The following is a 16,775-nucleotide window of genomic DNA, read 5'->3' as shown; positions in this document are numbered from 1 at the left end:
GCCTACACGCCCCCGCGGACCTCCCCGTTCGTGGACGTCTCCACCGGCCAGGGCTTCTACAAGGAGATGGCCTGGCTGCAGGCCACCGGCATCTCCACCGGCTGGAAGGACGGCACCTACCGCCCCGGCGCCGGCACCAGCCGCGACGTCATGGCCGCCTTCCTGCACCGGTACGCCGAGAACTCCTGATCGAGGCCCGTGGCCGGGCGGGGCTCACGGCTCGGGGTCCACCACCATCGCCGAGCCGCCGTAGCCGCGCTCGGTCTCGGCCGCCGCGACGAAGCGCCCGTCCCCCAGGACGCGGATCGCCGAGGCGTTGCCGATCCAGCGCACGTCCTCCAGCTCGTGACCGAGCTCGCGCAGCTGCGCACCGGTGGGCGAGCCGGCGAGGCCGAGGTCGGCGCCCTCGGTCCCGTTGCGAGAGCTCAGCCGCGGAGCGGCCACGGCGTCGACCAGGGCCAGGTCCCGGTCGATGTGCCCGGTGAGGATCTGCGCCACGGTGGTGATGATCGTGGCCCCGCCGGGGGTGCCGACCGACATCCACGGCTCCCCGTCCCGCAGCACGATCGTCGGGCTCATCGACGAGCGGGGCCGTTTGCCCGGCCCCGGCAGGTTCGGGTCGGGCACGCCCTCGGTCAGGGGCGCGAAGTTGAAGTCGGTCAGCTCGTTGTTGAGCAGGAACCCGTGCCCGGGGACCGTGATCCCGGAGCCGCCGGTCTGCTCGATGGTGAGGGTGTAGGAGACCACGTTGCCCCAGCGGTCCGCCACGTTGAGGTGGGTGGTCGAGACCCCGCCGGCGGGCTCGGGCTGGCGGGCCTGCCCCGTCCCGCACGCGGCGTAGTCCCCGTCGGGCTCCCCGAAGGCGATGGGCCGGGGCTGGGCGGCCCCCTCCTCGAAGAGACAGGCGCGCTCGTCGGCGAACTCCTGGCTCGTCAGCTCCGTGACGGGCACGCCCGCCACGTCCCCGATCCACCGGTTGCGGTCGGCGAAGGCGGTGGCCGTGGCCTCCGAGAAGCGGTGCAGGTACTGGGCCTCGGGGACGTCCGCGAGGGCGGTGCCGGTCCGCTCGTCGTAGGCCTCCAGCAGGTTGAGGGTCTCGGCCACCGTGATCCCCCCGGAGCTGGGCAGGCCCATGCCGTAGACCTCCAGGCCGCGGTACTCGGTGGAGACCGGGTCCTTGAGCAGGGCCTCGTAGGAGCCGAGGTCCTTCCGGGTCATCTCCCCGGGCAGGACGTCCACGCCCTCGGCGGTGGTGGGCTCCCGGCTCTCCTCGACGATCGCCGCCCCGATCGACCCGTCGTAGAAGGCGCCGGTGCCCTCGTGCCGGATGGTGCGGTAGGTGCGGGCCAGGTCCGGGTTGCGGAACACGTCCCCGACCGCCGGGGCCTCGCCGTCGCGCAGGAAGAGCTCCGCCGTGGCGGGGAACTTCCGGAAGCGCTCGGCGTTGGACGCCGTCTGCTCGGAGAAGTTCTCGTCCACCGTGAAGCCGCGGGCGGCGATCCGCTCGGCGGGACGCAGCAGCCGGTGCAGATCCATCGTGCCGAACTCCTCGGCGGCCGTCTCCCAGGTGGCCAGCGTCCCCGGCACGCCCACGGACGCCCCGGAGCTGACCACGGTGGCGAAGTCCAGCGGCTCGCCGTCCTCGCCCAGGAACTCGTCCTCGGTGTAGCTGGCCGGGGCGGTCTCGCGCCCGTCGATCGTGCGGACCTCTCCGGTCGCGGCGTCGTAGTGGACGAAGAAGCCGCCGCCGCCGATGCCCGCGGAGTACGGCTCGGTGACGCCCAGGGTGGCGGCGGCGGCCACGGCGGCGTCCGCGGCGTTGCCGCCCCGCTCGAGGACGTCGATGCCCATCTGGCTCGCCAGCGGGTCCACCGAGGAGACCGCCCCGCCGCCGCCGGTCATGGTGGGGACCTTGGGCAGCTCCGCGGTGACGGGCGAGCCGCGGCCCCCGTGCTGCCGATCCTCGTGCGCGACGGCCGCGGAGCCGCCGAGAACGGTGCCGGAGACGCCGAGCGCTCCGGCCAGACCCAGTGCGAGGTACCTCAGGGATGCGCGCATGGGCTCATGCTGGCACCGGAGTCCCGCCCCCACCAGGCTGATGCTCAGATGTCCGCGGGTTGCGCGGGGGCCTCCGCCGGCTGCGAGGCCGTCACCAGCCGGCGCACCACCGTCTCGGCGTCCGCCGAGGGATTGCCGAAGCGGTGCATCGTGACGGCGACGGCCTGCTCGGCGAGCATCGGGAGCATCTCCACGCGGGAGGCGCCGACCACCGGATCCGCGAGCACGTCGATCTCGGGCCGCCCCGCGAGCGCCTCGGCCAGCCCGTGGGCCGTCCCCACCACCCGGATCCGGCCGGACCCGCTGGGGTCCGACCAGTCCGCGGCCACCCGGGCGAAGGCCTCGTCCCCGCACGGGCCCAGCACGGAGCGGAACAGCTCGCGCACCTCCCCCGGCACCTCGGCCGCCGGGACGAGGATCACGCGGGAGCAGGAGCGTACGGCGGCCAGTCCCACCCGGATCACGTCGGTGAGCGGGGCGTCCTCCGCGGCGCGCACGACGACGTCGCGCGGGCGGTAGCGGAACAGGTTCGCCTCGCACGCCAGGCCGGTGGCGTCGTGGACGCGGCCGAACTCCCGCTCCCACCAGGCCTGGTCCTGTTCGGCGCAGGCGGTGAGCCAGGCCGCGTCGGCCTCCGGGACCAGGGGGCGCAGGGCCTCGAGGTGGTGGGCGACCGGTGCGGCGGGGTGCGCCGCGGTGTCGCTCTGCCCGGCCGGGTCCTGCACGAAGGGGGCCTTCTGCCAGGAGCCGAGCTGGACCAGGTAGTTGGGCCCGCCGGCCTTGGCGCCCAGCCCCACGGAGGACCTCTTCCAGCCGCCGAAGGGCTGGCGCTGGACGATGGCGCCGGTGATGCCCCGGTTGACGTACAGGTTGCCCGCCTCGACCAGGTCCACCCAGGTGCTGATCTCCTCGGGGTCCAGGGAGTGCAGCCCGGCGGTGAGGCCGTAGTCCACGGCGTTCTGCAGCTCGAGGGCCTCGTACAGGTCGGAGGCCTCCATGAGACCCAGGACCGGCCCGAAGCACTCGGTGCGGTGGTAGAAGGAGCCCGGGGCCACCCCGGTCTTGATCCCGGGCCGCCACAGCCGCCCGGTGTCGTCGAGCTGCCGGGGCTCGAGCAGCCACTCCTCCCCCGGGTCCAGCCGGGTGAGGGCCCGGCGCAGCTTCCCGCCCGGTTCGTCGATGGTCGGGCCCACGGTGGCCTGCAGGTTCTGCGGCCAGTCCACCACCATCGAGGAGGCGGCGTCGAGCAGCTGGCGGCGGAACCGCGGGGACCGGGCCACGCTGCCCACGAGGATCCCGAGGGAGGCCGCCGAGCACTTCTGCCCGGCGTGGCCGAAGGCGCTGGTGACGAGGTCCCACACCGCCCGGTCCCGGTCGGCGCTGGGGGTGATCACCATGGCGTTCTTGCCGGAGGTCTCGGCGGTCAGGGGGCGGCCCGGGCGCCAGGAGCCGAACAGCTGGGCCGTCTCGTAGGCGCCGGTGAGCACGATCCGGTCCACCCCGGGGTGGGAGACGAGCGCCTGCCCGACCTCCCCCTCCACGGAGTCCACGAGCTGGAGCACGTCCCGGGGCACTCCCGCCTCCCACAGGGCCTCCACCACGGCGGTCGAGCAGCGCCGGACCTCGGGGGCGGGCTTGTGCAGCACCGCGGCCCCGGCGGCCAGCGCCGCCACCGTGGAGCCGGTGGGGATGGCCAGCGGGAAGTTCCACGGCGGGGTGACCAGCACCAGCCGGTCGGGGACGAAGCGGGCGCCGTCGACGGCCTCGAGCTCGAGGGCCCGGCGGGCGTACCAGCGGCAGAAGTCGACCGCCTCGGAGACCTCCGGGTCGGACTGCCCCAGGGTCTTGCCCGCCTCCGCGCCGGCCACGGCGAGCAGGTGGCCGCGGCGGGCGGCCAGCACGTCGGCGGCCCGGTTGAGGATCTCCGCGCGCTCCCGGGCGCCGCGGCCGTGCCAGTCCTCCGCGGCGGCCCGGCCGGTGGCCACCAGCCGATCCACGTCGGGCGCGTCCACCGGCCCGGGCACGGGCAGCTCCTCGTACCAGCGGCGGTCCGTGATCCGGGCGGCGATGTCCTCGGCCCACGCCTGGTTCGCCGGGACCGCGACGTCGGTGTCGGGCTCGTTGCGGAAGGCCTCGTCCAGCGGCAGGTGCGCGGAGCCGGCGCCGGGGGCGCTGCGGTCCTGGGCGCGGGCGGGCACCGGGTCGGTGTCCTGCCGCGGGTCCAGGGCCTCGAGGGCCGCGCGGAAGCGGCGCTCCTCCCGGGCGAAGACCTCGTTGTCCGGGGCCAGGTCGAAGATCCCCGACATGAAGTTCTCGTGCGAGGCGTTCTCCTCGAGCCGGCGCACGAGGTAGGACACCGCGACGTCGAACTCGGCGGGGCGCACCGCGGGCACGTAGAGCAGCAGTTCGCCGACGTCCGCGCTGACCGCCCGCGCCTGTTCCACCGCCATGCCCTGGAGCATCTCGAACTCGATCCGCTCCGTCACGCCGCGGCGCTGCGCGAGCAGGTGGGCGAAGGCGATGTCGAAGAGGTTGTGCCCGGCCACGCCGAGCCGCAGCCCGGTCATCCGCTCCGGGCGGAAGACCCAGTCCAGGACCCGCTTGTAGTTGGTGTCGGTGCCCTGCTTGGTGTCCCACGTGGCCAGGGGCCAGCCGTGCAGCTCGGCGTCCACCCGTTCCATGGGCAGGTTGGCGCCCTTGACCAGACGGACCTTGATCCCGGCGCCGCCGGCCGCGACCCGCTCGGCGGACCACGCGGAGAGCCGCCGGACCACCGCGAGCGCGTCCGGCAGGTAGGCCTGGACCACGATCCCGGCCTCGAGCCCGCGCAGCTCCGGGCGCTCGAGCAGCCGGGTGAACACCTCCGTGGTCAGGTGCAGGTCGGAGTAGACCTCCATGTCGAGGTTGATGAACTTGCTCCCGGCCGGGGCCTGGGCCGCCGCCCGGTAGACGGGCAGCAGCCGCTCGACGACCGCCGCCACGGTGCCCTCGAAGCCCCAGTGGGACAGCTGCGGCACCACCGAGGAGACCTTGAGGGAGACGTAGTCGACGTCGTCGCGGTCCAGCAGCGCGGCGGCGTCGGCCAGGTGCTTGTCCGCCTCCTCCTGGCCGAGGACCTCCTCGCCCAGGAGGTTGATGTTGAGCCGGTGCCCCTGGGCGGTCAGCTTCCGCACGGCCTGCCCGAACGGCTTGGGCCGGGCGTCGACGATCATGTGCCCCACGAGCCGGCGCAGCCGGGCGCGCGCGGCGGGAACGACCACCTGCGGGGCCGTGGACGCCATGGCGGCCCCGGCCCGGATCTGGGCGCGGTCCGCGGCCGGCATGGTGCGCGGGACGATCTCCGCGACGGCGCGCAGGGCCCGGGCCGCCGCGCGGACGTCCTCGGTGCGCACCACCCGGTCCACGAAGCCCACGGTGAACTCGAGCCCGTGGGGGTCCTGCAGGACGGTGGCGAGGCGGTCGGCGGCTCCGTCCCGGTGCTTCCGGCCGTCGGCGGCGCGGGTGAGCCACTCGCGGACCAGGGCGACGGCCTCGTCGGCCAGCGCGCGGGAGTCGGGAACGGACGGGGCGTCGGCGGACATGGCGGCACTCTCCTGGGAGCTCCGCCCGGCAGCGGTGCCGAGGCACTCCCTCGGCCACCGGCCGCATCCACCGGGCGTCACGGTGGCCGGTGAGACCACGCTACGGCTGCGGGACCGCCGGCGGAAGAGCCGGTGCGGAAGAGCCCGCGCGTCCCCTAGCGGTGCGCGTGCTCCAGGATGTCCGAGGCGAGCCGGCCCATGACGGCCTTGTGCGGGCCGAGCATGGCGTACCAGTAGGCGCGGCCGGCCGCGCCCGCGGGCCGGAAGACCGTGGTCTGGCGGTAGAGGCAGCCGCCGTCCGCCCGGGGTTCCAGGAAGATGTCCAGCCAGGCCTCCCCGGGCATCCGGACCAGGGCGCGCAGCCGCAGCCGCCGTGACGGCTCGAGGGCCTCGACCGTCCACCAGTCCAGGCGCTGCCCGGGCGCCAGCCGGTCCGGGTCCTCGCGGTGGCGCAGCCGCCCGGGCGGCAGGCCGAGGCGGTTGGCGGCGGCGCGGGCCGCCCAGAGGCGGTCGGTGCTGTACCAGCCGCGTTCCCCGCCGATGCCCTCGACGACCGCCCACACCGCGTCCCGGTCGGCCGAACTGGTGCGCTGCACCGTGTCGACGTAGAAGCCCTGCGTCCGTCCCATGCCCCTATCCAAGCACGGAGGGGAGCCGGGCCGGGGAGGCTCAGGTCAGCGCACCGGGATCCCGAAGCGCGCGAGATGCTCGAGCAGCCCGTCGGTGGTCGGCAGCGCCGAGAGCTCCTGCGGGGCGACCCACCGGACCTCGTCGGCGTCGTCGCCGGGGCGCAGCGTCCCGCCGAGGTACGCGGCCGCGACGTCGTGCACCTCGTAGACCACGCACGGCCCGCCGGGGACGCGCACCACCCCGAGCTCGCGCTCGGCGCGCACCCGGGCGCCGGTCTCCTCGAAGGCCTCCCGGACGGCGGCCTCGGCCACCGTCTCACCGGGCTCCACCCGACCGCCCGGCACGCTCCAGCGACCGCGCTGGGGGTCCGTGCCCCGGCGGATCAGCAGCAGCCGGCCGTCCGCGCAGACGACCACCGCCGCGGCGGCCCGGACGATGCGCATGCCCCGACACTACCGCCGGCGGGTGCGGACCCATCGCCCCATTTCAGGCAAATGCATTGAAATGCACGTCGTGCGATCCTACCCTGGGACCACCCCCAGCGGGCCGGACTCGTCAGGATGCGAACGAGGAGGTGCCACCGTGACGTCGTCGATGCGGCGCTCCCGCGCCGCCCTGCGCCTGGCGCTCCTCTCCGCACTGACCGCCCTCGGCTGGCTCCTGCTCGGAGCGACCGGGGCGAGCGCCGCGGAGGGCCCCGTGGGCGGGCTCGGTCACCACCTCGGCGGCACGGTCCGCGACGTCCTGCAGCCGGCACCCCCCGCGGAGTCGCCGGTTCCCGCACCCGCGTCACCGGTCGAGCTCCGCACCGGCCCGCTCGTCGAGGAGGTCACCGGCACCGTCGGCGGCCTGACGGGGGCGGTCGAGGGGCTCGCCGTCCCGCTCGCCGACGCGGTGGACAGCACCGTCGCCGCGGTGCCCGTGGTCGGCGGGATCGCGCCGTCCGGCACCGTGGGCACCGCCGCCCGGGAGACCACCGGACTGGTCGAGGGCCTCAGCGGCACGGTGGAGGCGGCCGCCCGGCCCGTCACCGGGACCGTGGACGAAGTGCTCGTCCAGGCCCCCGTCGTCGGGCAGGATCCCGTCCCCGGCCTGCCGCCTCTCGTCCCCGCTCCGGGAGTCGCGCCCGTTCCGTCCGCCCCGCAGACGGCTCCGCTCGACGCCGGGTCGCCGGCCGAGGCGCCGGGGACCCCGGTGCCCGCGACCTCCGCCCCGTCGCGGGACGGAGTGCGGGAAGCCCAGGTCCTCGACGGCGCCGTTGCCGCTCCTGCAGAGCTCACACCTGCCGGGCTCACCGCGCCTGCCGTGGCCGGCGACCCTGCCGCGACTGCGGCACGACTGCGGACGGAGACGGTGACCCCGGCAGCGGCGATCGCCCCGCGGGCAGGTGTCATCTCGCCCGCTGATCTGCTCCGCGCGCTGGTCGTTCCCCCGGGCGGCAACGGCGCCGTCGCGGCGGCCCAGGCTCCGGTCGACGCCGGTGTCCACGCGGGTGGCCAGGGGTCGGCACGACCGGGACGAGCTCCTCGTCGACCGGCAGCGGAGGCACCGGCTCACCGTTCGGCGACTCCGGTGCCGGCGCCTGGCCCGGCATGCCCGGGGAGGCCGTCGTCCTGGACCTGACGGCCCGGTCGACGGCCGACGGCACCGAGCTGCTGCGCGGCGCCGCGGAGGACCTCCCGGCGCCCCCGGCGTTCGACCCCGGTTCCACACCTGATTGATGAGGACTGCCCTGCCCGTTCGCGGGCAGACGCAGCCCTCCGGCCGCCCTGCGGTCACCCGTCATCACATCAGGAGAACAGTCATGCATCAGACATTCGTCGTGGCCTGTACGGCCTCGTCCTCGCCGCCGGCATCGCCGCCATCGGCTCGTCGGAGGCGTCCGCCGCCGAGACCTCGGGCCAGGACGGCCTGCTCGCCGGCAACCAGGTCGTCCCCGTGCTCACCGCCCCCGTCACCGTCGAGGGCAACCCGATCACCCTCATCGGCGACCCCACCACCGGCACCGGCCAGAACAGCACCGGTCAGGACAGCGCCGGCGCACCGGCTCCGGACGCGGGCACGACCCCGGCCGACGAGGACGTCCCCGCCGGCCCCGGCACCCCGGGCGGCACCGCCGGCGCTGAGGAGCCCGCGGGGAACCCGGCCCACAGCGGCACCGGGACCGGAGCCGGGACCGAGGGCGGCAGCGCGGGCGGAGCACCCGAGGACGCCCCCGCCTCGGCCGGCGGTGATCCCGTCCCCGCCGGCCTCGTCCGCGGGCCCACCGCTCCGACGGTCTCCGGCGCGGGCCGCACCGCCGCCCTCGGAGCTCAGGTCCAGGCCGAGGTGCAGCCGACGCGCGGGAACGGCCCGGCTCCGGCCACGGGGTCCGCCCAGGGGCACGACTGCATGACGCCCGCGGCGCCCGTCGACGGAGCCGCGACCGGCGTCGCCCCGGTGTCGCCGCCGGTGTCGCCGCCGGTGTCGCCGCCGGTGTCGCCGCCGGCTCCGACGCCACCGGCACCAGCGCCGGCACCGAGGCGACGGCCTCCGCACACCCGGCGGAGCCCGCCGCCGGGCGTGCGGCACAGATGTGCGGCCCGGTGACGGTCTCCGCAGCGGCTCCTGCGGCCGCCACCACGGCCGCTGCAGGCCCGGGCCACTCCCTCGGGGCGGCGCTGCTCGCCCTGATCGTCGGTGCGGCGGTGCACCGCTGGGACCGCCGGCGCGCGACGCGGCGGTAGCTGTCCGCCGCGGCAGCCCCGGGGCGGGGTGCTGAGCGCCTCGCCCCGGGGCACCGGGTGCCAGAGTCCTCGGCGCCGCTCCCGGGCGGCGCGAGTAGAGTGCGGAATCGGCCCTGCACGCCGTCGACCCACCGGAAAGGCCCACCGTGACCGAGACCGCCCTGACCCGCCTCCACGACCCCGCCCGCAAGGGATTCGCCAGCGACAACCACGCGGGGGTCCACCCCGAGGTGCTCCAGGCGCTGGCCACCGTCAACGGGGGCCACGTCGGCGCCTACGGCGCGGATCCGTACACGGAGGCGCTGCAGGACGTGGTCCGCCACCACTTCGGGGAGCAGGCGGAGTGCTTCCCGGTGTTCAACGGGACCGGGGCCAACGTCGTCGCGCTCTCGGCGATGACGGACCGCTGGGACGCGGTGATCTGCACGGCCACCGCCCACGCACACGTCGACGAGTGCGGGGCGCCGGAGAAGGTCGCCGGCGTGAAGATGCTCCCGGTGCCCACTCCTGACGGCAAGCTCACCCCCGAGCTGGTCGACCGGGAGGCCCACGGCTTCGGATTCGAGCACCACGCCCAGCCGCGCGTGGTCACGGTGACCCAGTCGACGGAGCTCGGCACGGTCTACACCCCCGAGCAGCTGCGCGCGGTGTGCGAGCACGCGCACGGGCTGGGCATGACCGTCCACCTCGACGGCGCCCGACTGGCCAACGCGGCCGCGGCGCTCGACCTGCCGCTGCGGGCGCTGACCACGGACGTGGGGGTGGACGTGGTCTCGTGGGGCGGGACCAAGAACGGGCTGATGGGGGCGGAGGCCGTCGTCGTGCTCACCCCCGAGGCGGTGCGCCAGCCCCGGTTCGTGCGCAAGCTCTCGACCCAGCTGGCCTCGAAGATGCGCTTCGTCTCCGCCCAGCTGCTGGCGCTGCACACCGGGGACCTCTGGCTCACCGCCGCCCGCCGGGCGAACGCCATGGCGCAGCGGCTGGCGGCCGGCCTCGCCGCGGTGCCCGGGGTCACGGTGACGCAGCTGCCCGACGCGAACGCGGTCTTCGCGGTGCTCCCGCCGGGCGCCACCGCACGGCTGCAGGAGCGCTGGCCGTTCTACGTGTGGAACGCGGCCACCGGGGAGGTCCGGCTGATGTGCTCGTGGGACACCACGGAGGAGGACGTCGACGGGTTCGTGGCGGCCTGCGGGAGCAGACGGTCGGCGCCGGCCGCTGACCACGCGCGCCCCGGGCGCCCACGCCGAGGCGTGCTGTCCTGTCCCGGGCACCGTGGGGCCGCCCGGGCCGCCGGAACGGCTCACGCGCCGGGGCGCGGCCCGGGACGCTCCTGCACGGCTCAGACGATCCCGGAGATGATGTCGTCCACGACGCGCTCGGCCCACCGGTCGATCCGCTCCCGGTCCTGGCCGCGCAGGGGTCCGTGCACGACGAGCTCGGCGAATCCGTGCACGGCGCTCCAGCAGGCCCACTCGGCGCCGTCCCGGCGCTCGGGGGTGAGCGCGCCCGCCTCGACCATGCCGTCGAGCTCCTCCACGAGCAGCGCGAAGGGGGGCGGCAACCGGTCGTGGCTGTCGTGGAGCACGCCCTCCGGCGCCCCACCGGATCCGAAGAAGGCCGTCTCGAACCACCCCGGCTCGGCCACGGCGAAGGCGATGTAGCCGAGCCCCACCCCGCGCAGCCGGAGCCGTGCCCGGTCCCGGGGAGCGGCCTCCGCCGGGGCCGGCATCCGCGCTCGCATCTGCTCGGCCATCCGGTCCTGGATCTCCCCCGCGACTGCGGACAGGAGCGCCTTCCGGTCGGCGAAGTGCCGGTACGCGGCGTTCGGCGAGACCCCGACCTGCCGGGTGACGTCGCGCAGCGCCAGGGCCGTGGTCCCCTGCGCCCGCGTCGCGGCGAGACCGGCGTCGAGCAGCGCTCTGCGGAGGTCGCCGTGGTGGTAGGCATCCCGTGTGCGCGGCACCCTTGACCCTTCCCTCAGCCGGTGTGTACGGTGTGCACACTCTACTTGTTGACGGTGTCCACTTGGCGGGGGCGCACCGTCCGGGCACGGACGAAGGAGTCCCGGCATGCGGGCCCTGATCATCACCCAGAACACCACTCTCGACGGCGCGATCGAGATGCTCGACGACTGGTTCGACCCCGCCGGAGAGCCGGACCCGGAGTACCTGGCCCTGACCCACCGCCAGGACCGGGCGGCCGATGCCTGTCTCCTGGGCCGGCGGACCTTCGAGGACTTCCGCGGCTACTGGCCGCTGCAGACCGACGACACGACGGGGATCACGGCCTATCTCGACCAGGTGCACAAGTACGTCGTGTCCTCGACCCTGACGGACCCGCAGTGGCAGAACTCGACGGTCCTCGCCGGCGACCCCGTCGAGCAGGTCAGGGCCCTCAAGAACCGGCCCGGCAAGGACATCGTGTGCACCGGCAGCATCACCCTGACCCACGCGCTGATCGAGGCCGGGCTCGTCGACGAGTACCGGCTCTTCGTCCACCCCGCCGTCCAGGGCCGCGGACGACGGCTGTTCCCGGACGGACACGTCATCCCGGAGCTCCGGCTGCTCGACGCCCGGTCGTTCGGCTCCGGTGTCACCTATGCCGCGTACCGGCCGGTCCCGGGCCGGCGGCCGGAGGAGGAACCGTCATGATCGGTGAAGGACGGCCCCGTGTGGTCGACGAGGACACCTGGCGACGAGAGCTGAACGCCCTGCGCGTCCGGGAGAAGGCCGCCACCCGGGAGCTGGACGCGATCGCGGCGCAGCGTCGCCGGCTGCCCATGGTCGAGCTGCCGGACCACACCCTGGAGGGCGCGGAGGGGCCGGTGCGGCTCGTCGACGTGTTCGGCGGACGGCGCCAGCTCATCACCTACCACCACATGTGGTTCCCCGGCGAGGCCTGGCAGTGCGGCGGCTGCACGGGCTTCACCTCGCAGTTCACCCGCCTGGACTTCCTCGACGACTACGACGCCCGGTTCGTGGTCGTCACCCAGGGGCCGATCGACGAGGCCCTCGCCTACCGCCGCCGCGTCGGCAACCGGATGGACTGGTACTCGACCGCCGACAGTCCCTTCGGCACCGACGTCGGAGCTCCTCCAGGAGGCGGCTTCGCCCTGAACGTGTTCTTCCGGGACGGCGACACCGTCTACCGCACGTGGCACAGCAGCGGCCGCGGCGTCGAACAGGTCAGCCACACCTTCCCCCTGATCGACCTGCTGCCCTGGGGACGCCAGGAGGAGTGGCAGGACTCCCCCAGCGGCTGGCCGCAGTCGCCCACCTACAGCAGGTGGCTCGAGTCCACGGACGTCGCCGCCCTCTACGGCCCGGGCGCGCAGGACGGTTCCGCCCCGGGGTAGGCCCGCCCGCGCCGCCGGACACGGCCCCACCGGACAGAGGACGCCACGACGTCACACGGGCGTCACGTAGGCCCCGGCGATCCCTCCGTCCACCAGGAACGTGGTGGCGTTGACGAAGGAGGCGTCGTCGCTGGCCAGGAACGCCACCGCCGCGGCGATCTCCTCCGGCTCCGCGAACCGCCCCGCCGGGACGTGCACGAGCCGGCGCTGCGCCTGCTCGGGGTCCGCGGCGAACAGCTCCTGCAGCAGGGGGGTGTTGACCGGGCCTGGGCACAGGGCGTTGACCCGGATGCCCTCCCGGGCGAACTGCACGCCCAGCTCCCGGCTCATCGACAGCACCCCGCCCTTGGAGGCGCTGTAGGAGATCTGGGAGGTCGCCGCCCCCATCACCGCCACGAAGGACGCGGTGTTGACGATCGAGCCGCGGCCCTGCTCCCGCATGTAGGGCAGGGCGTGCTTGCAGCAGTGGAACACGCTCGTGAGGTTGACCTCCTGCACCCTGCGCCACGCGTCGAGGCCGGTGTCGAGGACCGACCCGTCGTCCGTCGGGTTGATCCCGGCGTTGTTGAACGCGACGTCCACGGACCCGTAGGCCTCGTGCGTCGCCGCGTAGAGCGCGACCACGTCGTCCTCCTGCGTCACGTCGGTGCGCACGAACAGGCCACCGACCTCCGCCGCGGCCGCCTCCCCGGCTGCCGCGTTCAGATCCGCGACGACGACGTGGGCGCCCTCCGCGGCCAGACGGCGGGCCGCGGCGAGACCGATGCCGCTGGCGCCTCCGGTGATGACGGCGCTGCGGCCGACCAGACGGCGGGCGTTGACCTCCATGGGTTCTCCTTCGGTGGTGGGGGCGGGGCGGGGGGAGCCGGACGGACCGGTCCTCACGGCGTGGTGGCGAGGAAGACGTTCTTGGTCTCGGTGAACGCCTGCGGTGCGTCCGGGCCGAGCTCCCGGCCGAAGCCGGACTGCTTGAACCCGCCGAAGGGGGTCCAGTAGCGCACCGAGGCGTGCGAGTTGACCGACAGGTTGCCGGCCTCGACGGCACGGGAGACCCGCAGCGCCCGCCCGACGTCGCGCGCCAGATCGATCCGGACAGCCCGTACTCCGTGTCGTTGGCGATCCGGACCGCGTCCGCCTCGTCCTCGAAGGGCACCACGGCGATCACCGGCCCGAAGATCTCCTCCCGGAACACCCGGGACCCGGGCGCGGGAGTGAGCACGGTCGGCGGGAACCACCACCCGGGACCCTCCGGGGCGGTCCCGCGGAAGGCGACCGGCGCGTCGTCGTCGAGGTACGCGGCCACCGCGTCCCGGTGGGCGGCGGAGACCAGCGGCCCCATCCGCGTGTCCTCGGACCACGGGTTCCCGCACGTGAAGTCCCGCACGGCCGGTTCGAGCAGCTCCAGGAAACGGTCCAGCACGGTGCGCTGGACGAGCACGCGCGAGCGCGCGCAGCAGTCCTGGCCCGCGTTGTCGAGGGCCCCGGCGGGGGCGGTCGCGGCGGCCTGCTCGAGGTCGGCGTCGGCGAACACGATGTTGGAGTTCTTCCCGCCCAGCTCCAGGGTCAGGCGCTTGACCTGGTCCGCGCACCCGGCCATGATCCGCCGGCCGACCTCCGTGGAGCCGGTGAAGACGACCTTCCGGACGGCGGGGTGGGTCACGAACCGCTCCCCGACCACCGAGCCCTTGCCGGGCAGCACCGTGAGCACGCCCTCCGGGAGCCCGGCCTCGAGCGCGAGCTCCCCGAGCCGGACGGCGGTCAGCGGGGTGAGCTCCGCCGGCTTGAGCACCACCGTGTTGCCGGCGGCCAGCGCCGGGGCGAAGCCCCACCCGGCGATGGGCATGGGGAAGTTCCAGGGCACGATCACGCCCACGACCCCCAGCGGTTCGTGGAAGGTGAGGTTGACCCCGCCGGGCACCGGGATCTGCCGGCCGGAGAGCCGCTCCGGGGCTCCGGCGTAGTAGGCGAGCACGTCCCTGACGTTGCCGGCCTCCCACCGGGCGTTGCCGATGGTGTGCCCGGCGTTGCGCACCTCCAGGGCCGCGAGGTGCTCGAGGTCGGCGTCGACCGCGTCGGCGAAGCGGCGCAGCAGCCGGGCGCGGTCGCCCGGGGCCACGTCCCGCCAGGTCCGGAAGGCCCGGTGCGCCCGGTCGACGGCCGCGTCCGTCTCCTCGAGCGAGGTCAGCGCGACGGTGCCGATGACCTCCTCGGTGGTGGGGTCGATGATCTGCGTGCTGGTCATGGGGTGCAGGTGTCCTCTCGGTGCAGGGCCCCGGCGGGGCCGCCGGAGGGGGTGCGCCCGCGGGCGTGGTCGTGGGCCACCGCGACGAAGCCCTCGAACAGGCGGGGGTCCTTCCGGTTCTCCTCCGGGTGGAACTGGACGCCGAGGGCCCAGCCCCCCGCGGTGGTCTCGACGGCCTCGATCGTCCCGTCCGCGGCGCGGGCGGTGACGACCAGCCCCTCCGCGACCTCGTCCAGGGCCTGGTGGTGGTAGCAGGGGGACTCCGCCGCCGCGCCGAGCAGCTCCCGGCAGCGGCTGCCGGGCTCGGTGCGGAAGGCGACCTGCCCGTAGCGGCCGGGCTCGGGCTGGTACTGCGCCGCGTTCTCGTTGACGTCCGGCAGGTGCTGGATCAGCGTGCCGCCCAGCGCGACGTTGAGGATCTGGGCGCCGCGGCAGATCGCGAACAGCGGCAGCCCGCGCTCGAGCGCGGCCCGGGTCAGGGCGAGGTCGTGCTCGTCTCGGGAGGGCTGCGAGGAGGTCAGCTCGTGCCGCTCGGCGCCGTAGAACCGCGGGTCCACGTCGACGCCGCCGATCACGATCAGCCCGTCCACGAGCCCCAGCACCTCCGGGTCCGTGCCGACCGGGGGCAGCAGCAGGGGCGTCCCGCCGGCGGCGGCGACGGCCTCCACGTAGGCGCCCGGGACGATCGCGGCCACCGAGTTCCAGACCCCCCACGACCCCTCCTGGTAGTAGGTGGTCAGGGCGATCCGGGGACGGTACCCCGCGCGGAACGGCTCAGAGGCGCTCGAAGCCACGGCGCAGCTCCCAGTCGGTGACGGCGGACTCGAAGGCGTCCAGCTCCACGTCCGCGTAGTGCACGTAGTGCTCGACGACGTCCTCGCCGAACAGCTCGCGCGCGAGCTGTGAGCCGGCCAGCAGGTCCCGGGCCTCGCGCATGGTGGAGGGCACCACGGGGGCGTCGGACTCGTAGGCGTTGCCCTCGGTCATCGGCTCCAGCTCGAGCTCCTGCTCGATGCCGTGCAACCCGGAGGCCAGCATCGCGGCCAGCGCCAGGTAGGGGTTGACGTCCCCGCCGGGCACCCGGTTCTCCATCCGGGCGCCCGCTCCGCTGCCGACGAGGCGCACGGCGCAGGAGCGGTTGTCGATGCCCCAGGCCACCGAGGTGGGGGCGAAGCTGCCCTTGGCGAAGCGCTTGTAGGAGTTGATGGTGGGCGCGTAGAACAGCGCGAACTCCCGCATGGTGCGCAGCACCCCGGCGATGAACCGGTCGTAGGTGGCGCTGCGCGCACGGCGTTCCTCGTCCCAGAAGACGAGTTCCCCGTCGGTGCCGCGCAGGGACATGTGGATGTGGCAGGAGCTGCCCTCGCGCTCGTTGGGCTTGGCCATGAAGGTGATGGACTTCCCCTGCTGGTGGGCGATCTGCTTCGAGGCGAGCTTGTAGACCACGTGGTTGTCCGCGGTGACCATGCCGTCGTCGTAGCGGAAGGCGATCTCGTGCTGGCCGAGGTTGCACTCGCCCTTGGCCGACTCCACCGTCATGCCGGCCGCGTACATCGCGTTGCGGATCTCCCGGAGCAGGGGCTCGACGCGCTGGGAGCCGAGCACGGAGTAGTCCACGTTGTACTGGTTGGCCGGCACCAGCCGCTGGTAGTTGGAGGCCCACGCGTCCTCGTAGGTCGTGTCGTAGACGCAGAACTCCAGTTCGGTGCCGGTGACCATCCGGAAGCCCATGTCCCGGGCCCGGTCGAGCTGGCGGCGCAGCATGGCCCGCGGGGACATGGGGATCGGCCGGCCGTCGTGGCCGGTGAGATCGCACTGGATCATCACCTGCCCCGGGTTGTGGGGCATCAGCCGGATGGTGTCCAGGTCCATGTCGAACTCCATGTCCCCATAGCCGGAGGACCAGCTGCTGATCGAGTAGCCGCCCACCGTGTTCATCTCCGTGTCCACCGCGAGCAGGTAGTTGCAGCCCTCGGCGCCCTCGCCCAGCACGGAGTCCAGGAAGAACTGCGCGTGGTTGAGCTTGCCCTGCAGCCGGCCCTGCATGTCGGTGAAGGCGAGCACCACGGTGTCCACCAGCCCGTCGGCGACGTGCCGGCGCAGCTGCTCGACGGTGAGCATCCTGGCGTTGCGGGGGTGCTGGGGCGTCTCGGTCATGGGTCCGGTCCTTCGTCGCTGGAGAG

General features: G+C 74.5%; 15 protein-coding genes and 2 pseudogenes. 8 read left to right on the top strand and 9 right to left on the bottom strand.

All coding sequences use genetic code 11. The features are described 5' to 3' along the window. Positions 1 to 189 (top strand): S-layer homology domain-containing protein (locus BJF77_RS10025; protein WP_187347268.1); only part of this gene is annotated, 189 nt, incomplete at its 5' end. A 24-nt stretch (positions 190 to 213) separates the two neighbouring features. Here BJF77_RS10025 and ggt read toward each other — a convergent pair. The 4 genes from ggt to BJF77_RS10005 all read right to left on the bottom strand — a co-directional run bounded on the left by ggt (position 214) and on the right by BJF77_RS10005 (position 6,712). Next, entirely contained in the window at positions 214 to 2,058 is a 1,845-nt protein-coding gene (ggt, locus tag BJF77_RS10020) for a gamma-glutamyltransferase (RefSeq protein WP_075872061.1), read from the bottom strand. 44 nt (positions 2,059 to 2,102) lie between these two features. After that, complete coding sequence (locus tag BJF77_RS10015) at positions 2,103 to 5,639, bottom strand: proline dehydrogenase family protein (RefSeq protein ID WP_075872060.1); 3,537 nt, start codon at positions 5,637 to 5,639, stop codon at positions 2,103 to 2,105. Positions 5,640 to 5,794: 155 nt separating this feature from the next. Then, positions 5,795 to 6,268, bottom strand: coding sequence for a DUF2867 domain-containing protein (locus tag BJF77_RS10010; RefSeq protein ID WP_047802892.1), 474 nt, complete (start codon positions 6,266 to 6,268; stop codon positions 5,795 to 5,797). 45 nt (positions 6,269 to 6,313) lie between these two features. After that, positions 6,314 to 6,712 (bottom strand): NUDIX hydrolase, encoded by a 399-nt coding sequence (locus tag BJF77_RS10005; RefSeq protein ID WP_075872059.1) that lies wholly within the window; start codon positions 6,710 to 6,712, stop codon positions 6,314 to 6,316. A gap of 139 nt (positions 6,713 to 6,851) precedes the next feature. Between BJF77_RS10005 and BJF77_RS10000 the strand changes: the two genes are divergently transcribed. From BJF77_RS10000 to BJF77_RS09990, 5 genes and pseudogenes are all read left to right on the top strand, one after another. Then, positions 6,852 to 7,892, top strand: a complete 1,041-nt coding sequence (locus BJF77_RS10000) for a hypothetical protein (protein WP_139318516.1) — start codon at positions 6,852 to 6,854, stop codon at positions 7,890 to 7,892. Then, on the top strand, positions 7,862 to 7,990 hold the full coding sequence (locus BJF77_RS21695) for a hypothetical protein (protein WP_255396214.1): 129 nt from the start codon (positions 7,862 to 7,864) through the stop codon (positions 7,988 to 7,990). Before BJF77_RS10000 ends, BJF77_RS21695 begins: the two co-directional genes overlap by 31 nt. Positions 7,991 to 8,207: 217 nt before the next feature. Continuing rightward, entirely contained in the window at positions 8,208 to 8,858 is a 651-nt protein-coding gene (locus BJF77_RS09995) for a hypothetical protein (protein ID WP_075872057.1), read from the top strand. Further along, positions 8,855 to 8,995 carry a hypothetical protein gene (locus tag BJF77_RS20555; RefSeq protein WP_158041226.1) on the top strand — a complete coding sequence of 47 codons (141 nt, stop codon included), beginning with the start codon at positions 8,855 to 8,857 and terminating at the stop codon, positions 8,993 to 8,995. The genes BJF77_RS09995 and BJF77_RS20555 overlap by 4 nt, the downstream gene beginning before the upstream one ends. A 161-nt stretch (positions 8,996 to 9,156) precedes the next feature. Then, positions 9,157 to 10,182, top strand: a pseudogene (locus BJF77_RS09990) (low specificity L-threonine aldolase); the annotation flags it as partial. 152 nt (positions 10,183 to 10,334) lie between these two features. Here BJF77_RS09990 and BJF77_RS09985 read toward each other — a convergent pair. Then, positions 10,335 to 11,066, bottom strand: a complete 732-nt coding sequence (locus tag BJF77_RS09985) for a TetR/AcrR family transcriptional regulator (protein WP_187347267.1) — start codon at positions 11,064 to 11,066, stop codon at positions 10,335 to 10,337. Here BJF77_RS09985 and BJF77_RS09980 point away from each other — a divergent pair. Next, complete coding sequence (locus BJF77_RS09980; RefSeq protein ID WP_075872055.1) at positions 11,065 to 11,646, top strand: dihydrofolate reductase family protein; 582 nt, start codon at positions 11,065 to 11,067, stop codon at positions 11,644 to 11,646. The genes BJF77_RS09985 and BJF77_RS09980 overlap by 2 nt on opposite strands. Continuing rightward, positions 11,643 to 12,350 carry a DUF899 family protein gene (locus tag BJF77_RS09975; protein ID WP_047805324.1) on the top strand — a complete coding sequence of 236 codons (708 nt, stop codon included), beginning with the start codon at positions 11,643 to 11,645 and terminating at the stop codon, positions 12,348 to 12,350. The genes BJF77_RS09980 and BJF77_RS09975 overlap by 4 nt, the downstream gene beginning before the upstream one ends. A gap of 51 nt (positions 12,351 to 12,401) precedes the next feature. On the opposite strand, the gene BJF77_RS09970 is transcribed toward BJF77_RS09975, so the two are convergent. The 4 genes and pseudogenes from BJF77_RS09970 to BJF77_RS09955 form a co-directional block, all read right to left on the bottom strand. Next, the gene (locus BJF77_RS09970) at positions 12,402 to 13,178 is read right to left on the bottom strand and encodes a 3-oxoacyl-ACP reductase (protein WP_075872054.1); all 777 of its coding nucleotides are present in this window, start codon (positions 13,176 to 13,178) and stop codon (positions 12,402 to 12,404) included. A gap of 53 nt (positions 13,179 to 13,231) precedes the next feature. Continuing rightward, positions 13,232 to 14,592 (bottom strand): annotated as a pseudogene (locus tag BJF77_RS09965) (aldehyde dehydrogenase). After that, positions 14,589 to 15,386: a gamma-glutamyl-gamma-aminobutyrate hydrolase family protein gene (locus tag BJF77_RS09960; RefSeq protein WP_075872053.1), complete on the bottom strand. Its 798-nt coding sequence runs from the start codon at positions 15,384 to 15,386 to the stop codon at positions 14,589 to 14,591. Before BJF77_RS09960 ends, BJF77_RS09965 begins: the two are co-directional and overlap by 4 nt. Beyond that, on the bottom strand, positions 15,367 to 16,749 hold the full coding sequence (locus BJF77_RS09955; protein WP_047805320.1) for a glutamine synthetase family protein: 1,383 nt from the start codon (positions 16,747 to 16,749) through the stop codon (positions 15,367 to 15,369). Before BJF77_RS09955 ends, BJF77_RS09960 begins: the two co-directional genes overlap by 20 nt. Positions 16,750 to 16,775: the final 26 nt, after the last annotated feature.

Origin of the sequence: Kocuria sp. CNJ-770 (assembly GCF_001942375.1) — a bacterium.
GTDB lineage: Bacteria > Actinomycetota > Actinomycetes > Actinomycetales > Micrococcaceae > Kocuria > Kocuria oceani.
Note: the sequence above shows the minus strand (reverse complement) of the source record. Positions and strands in the feature narration are given on the sequence as shown.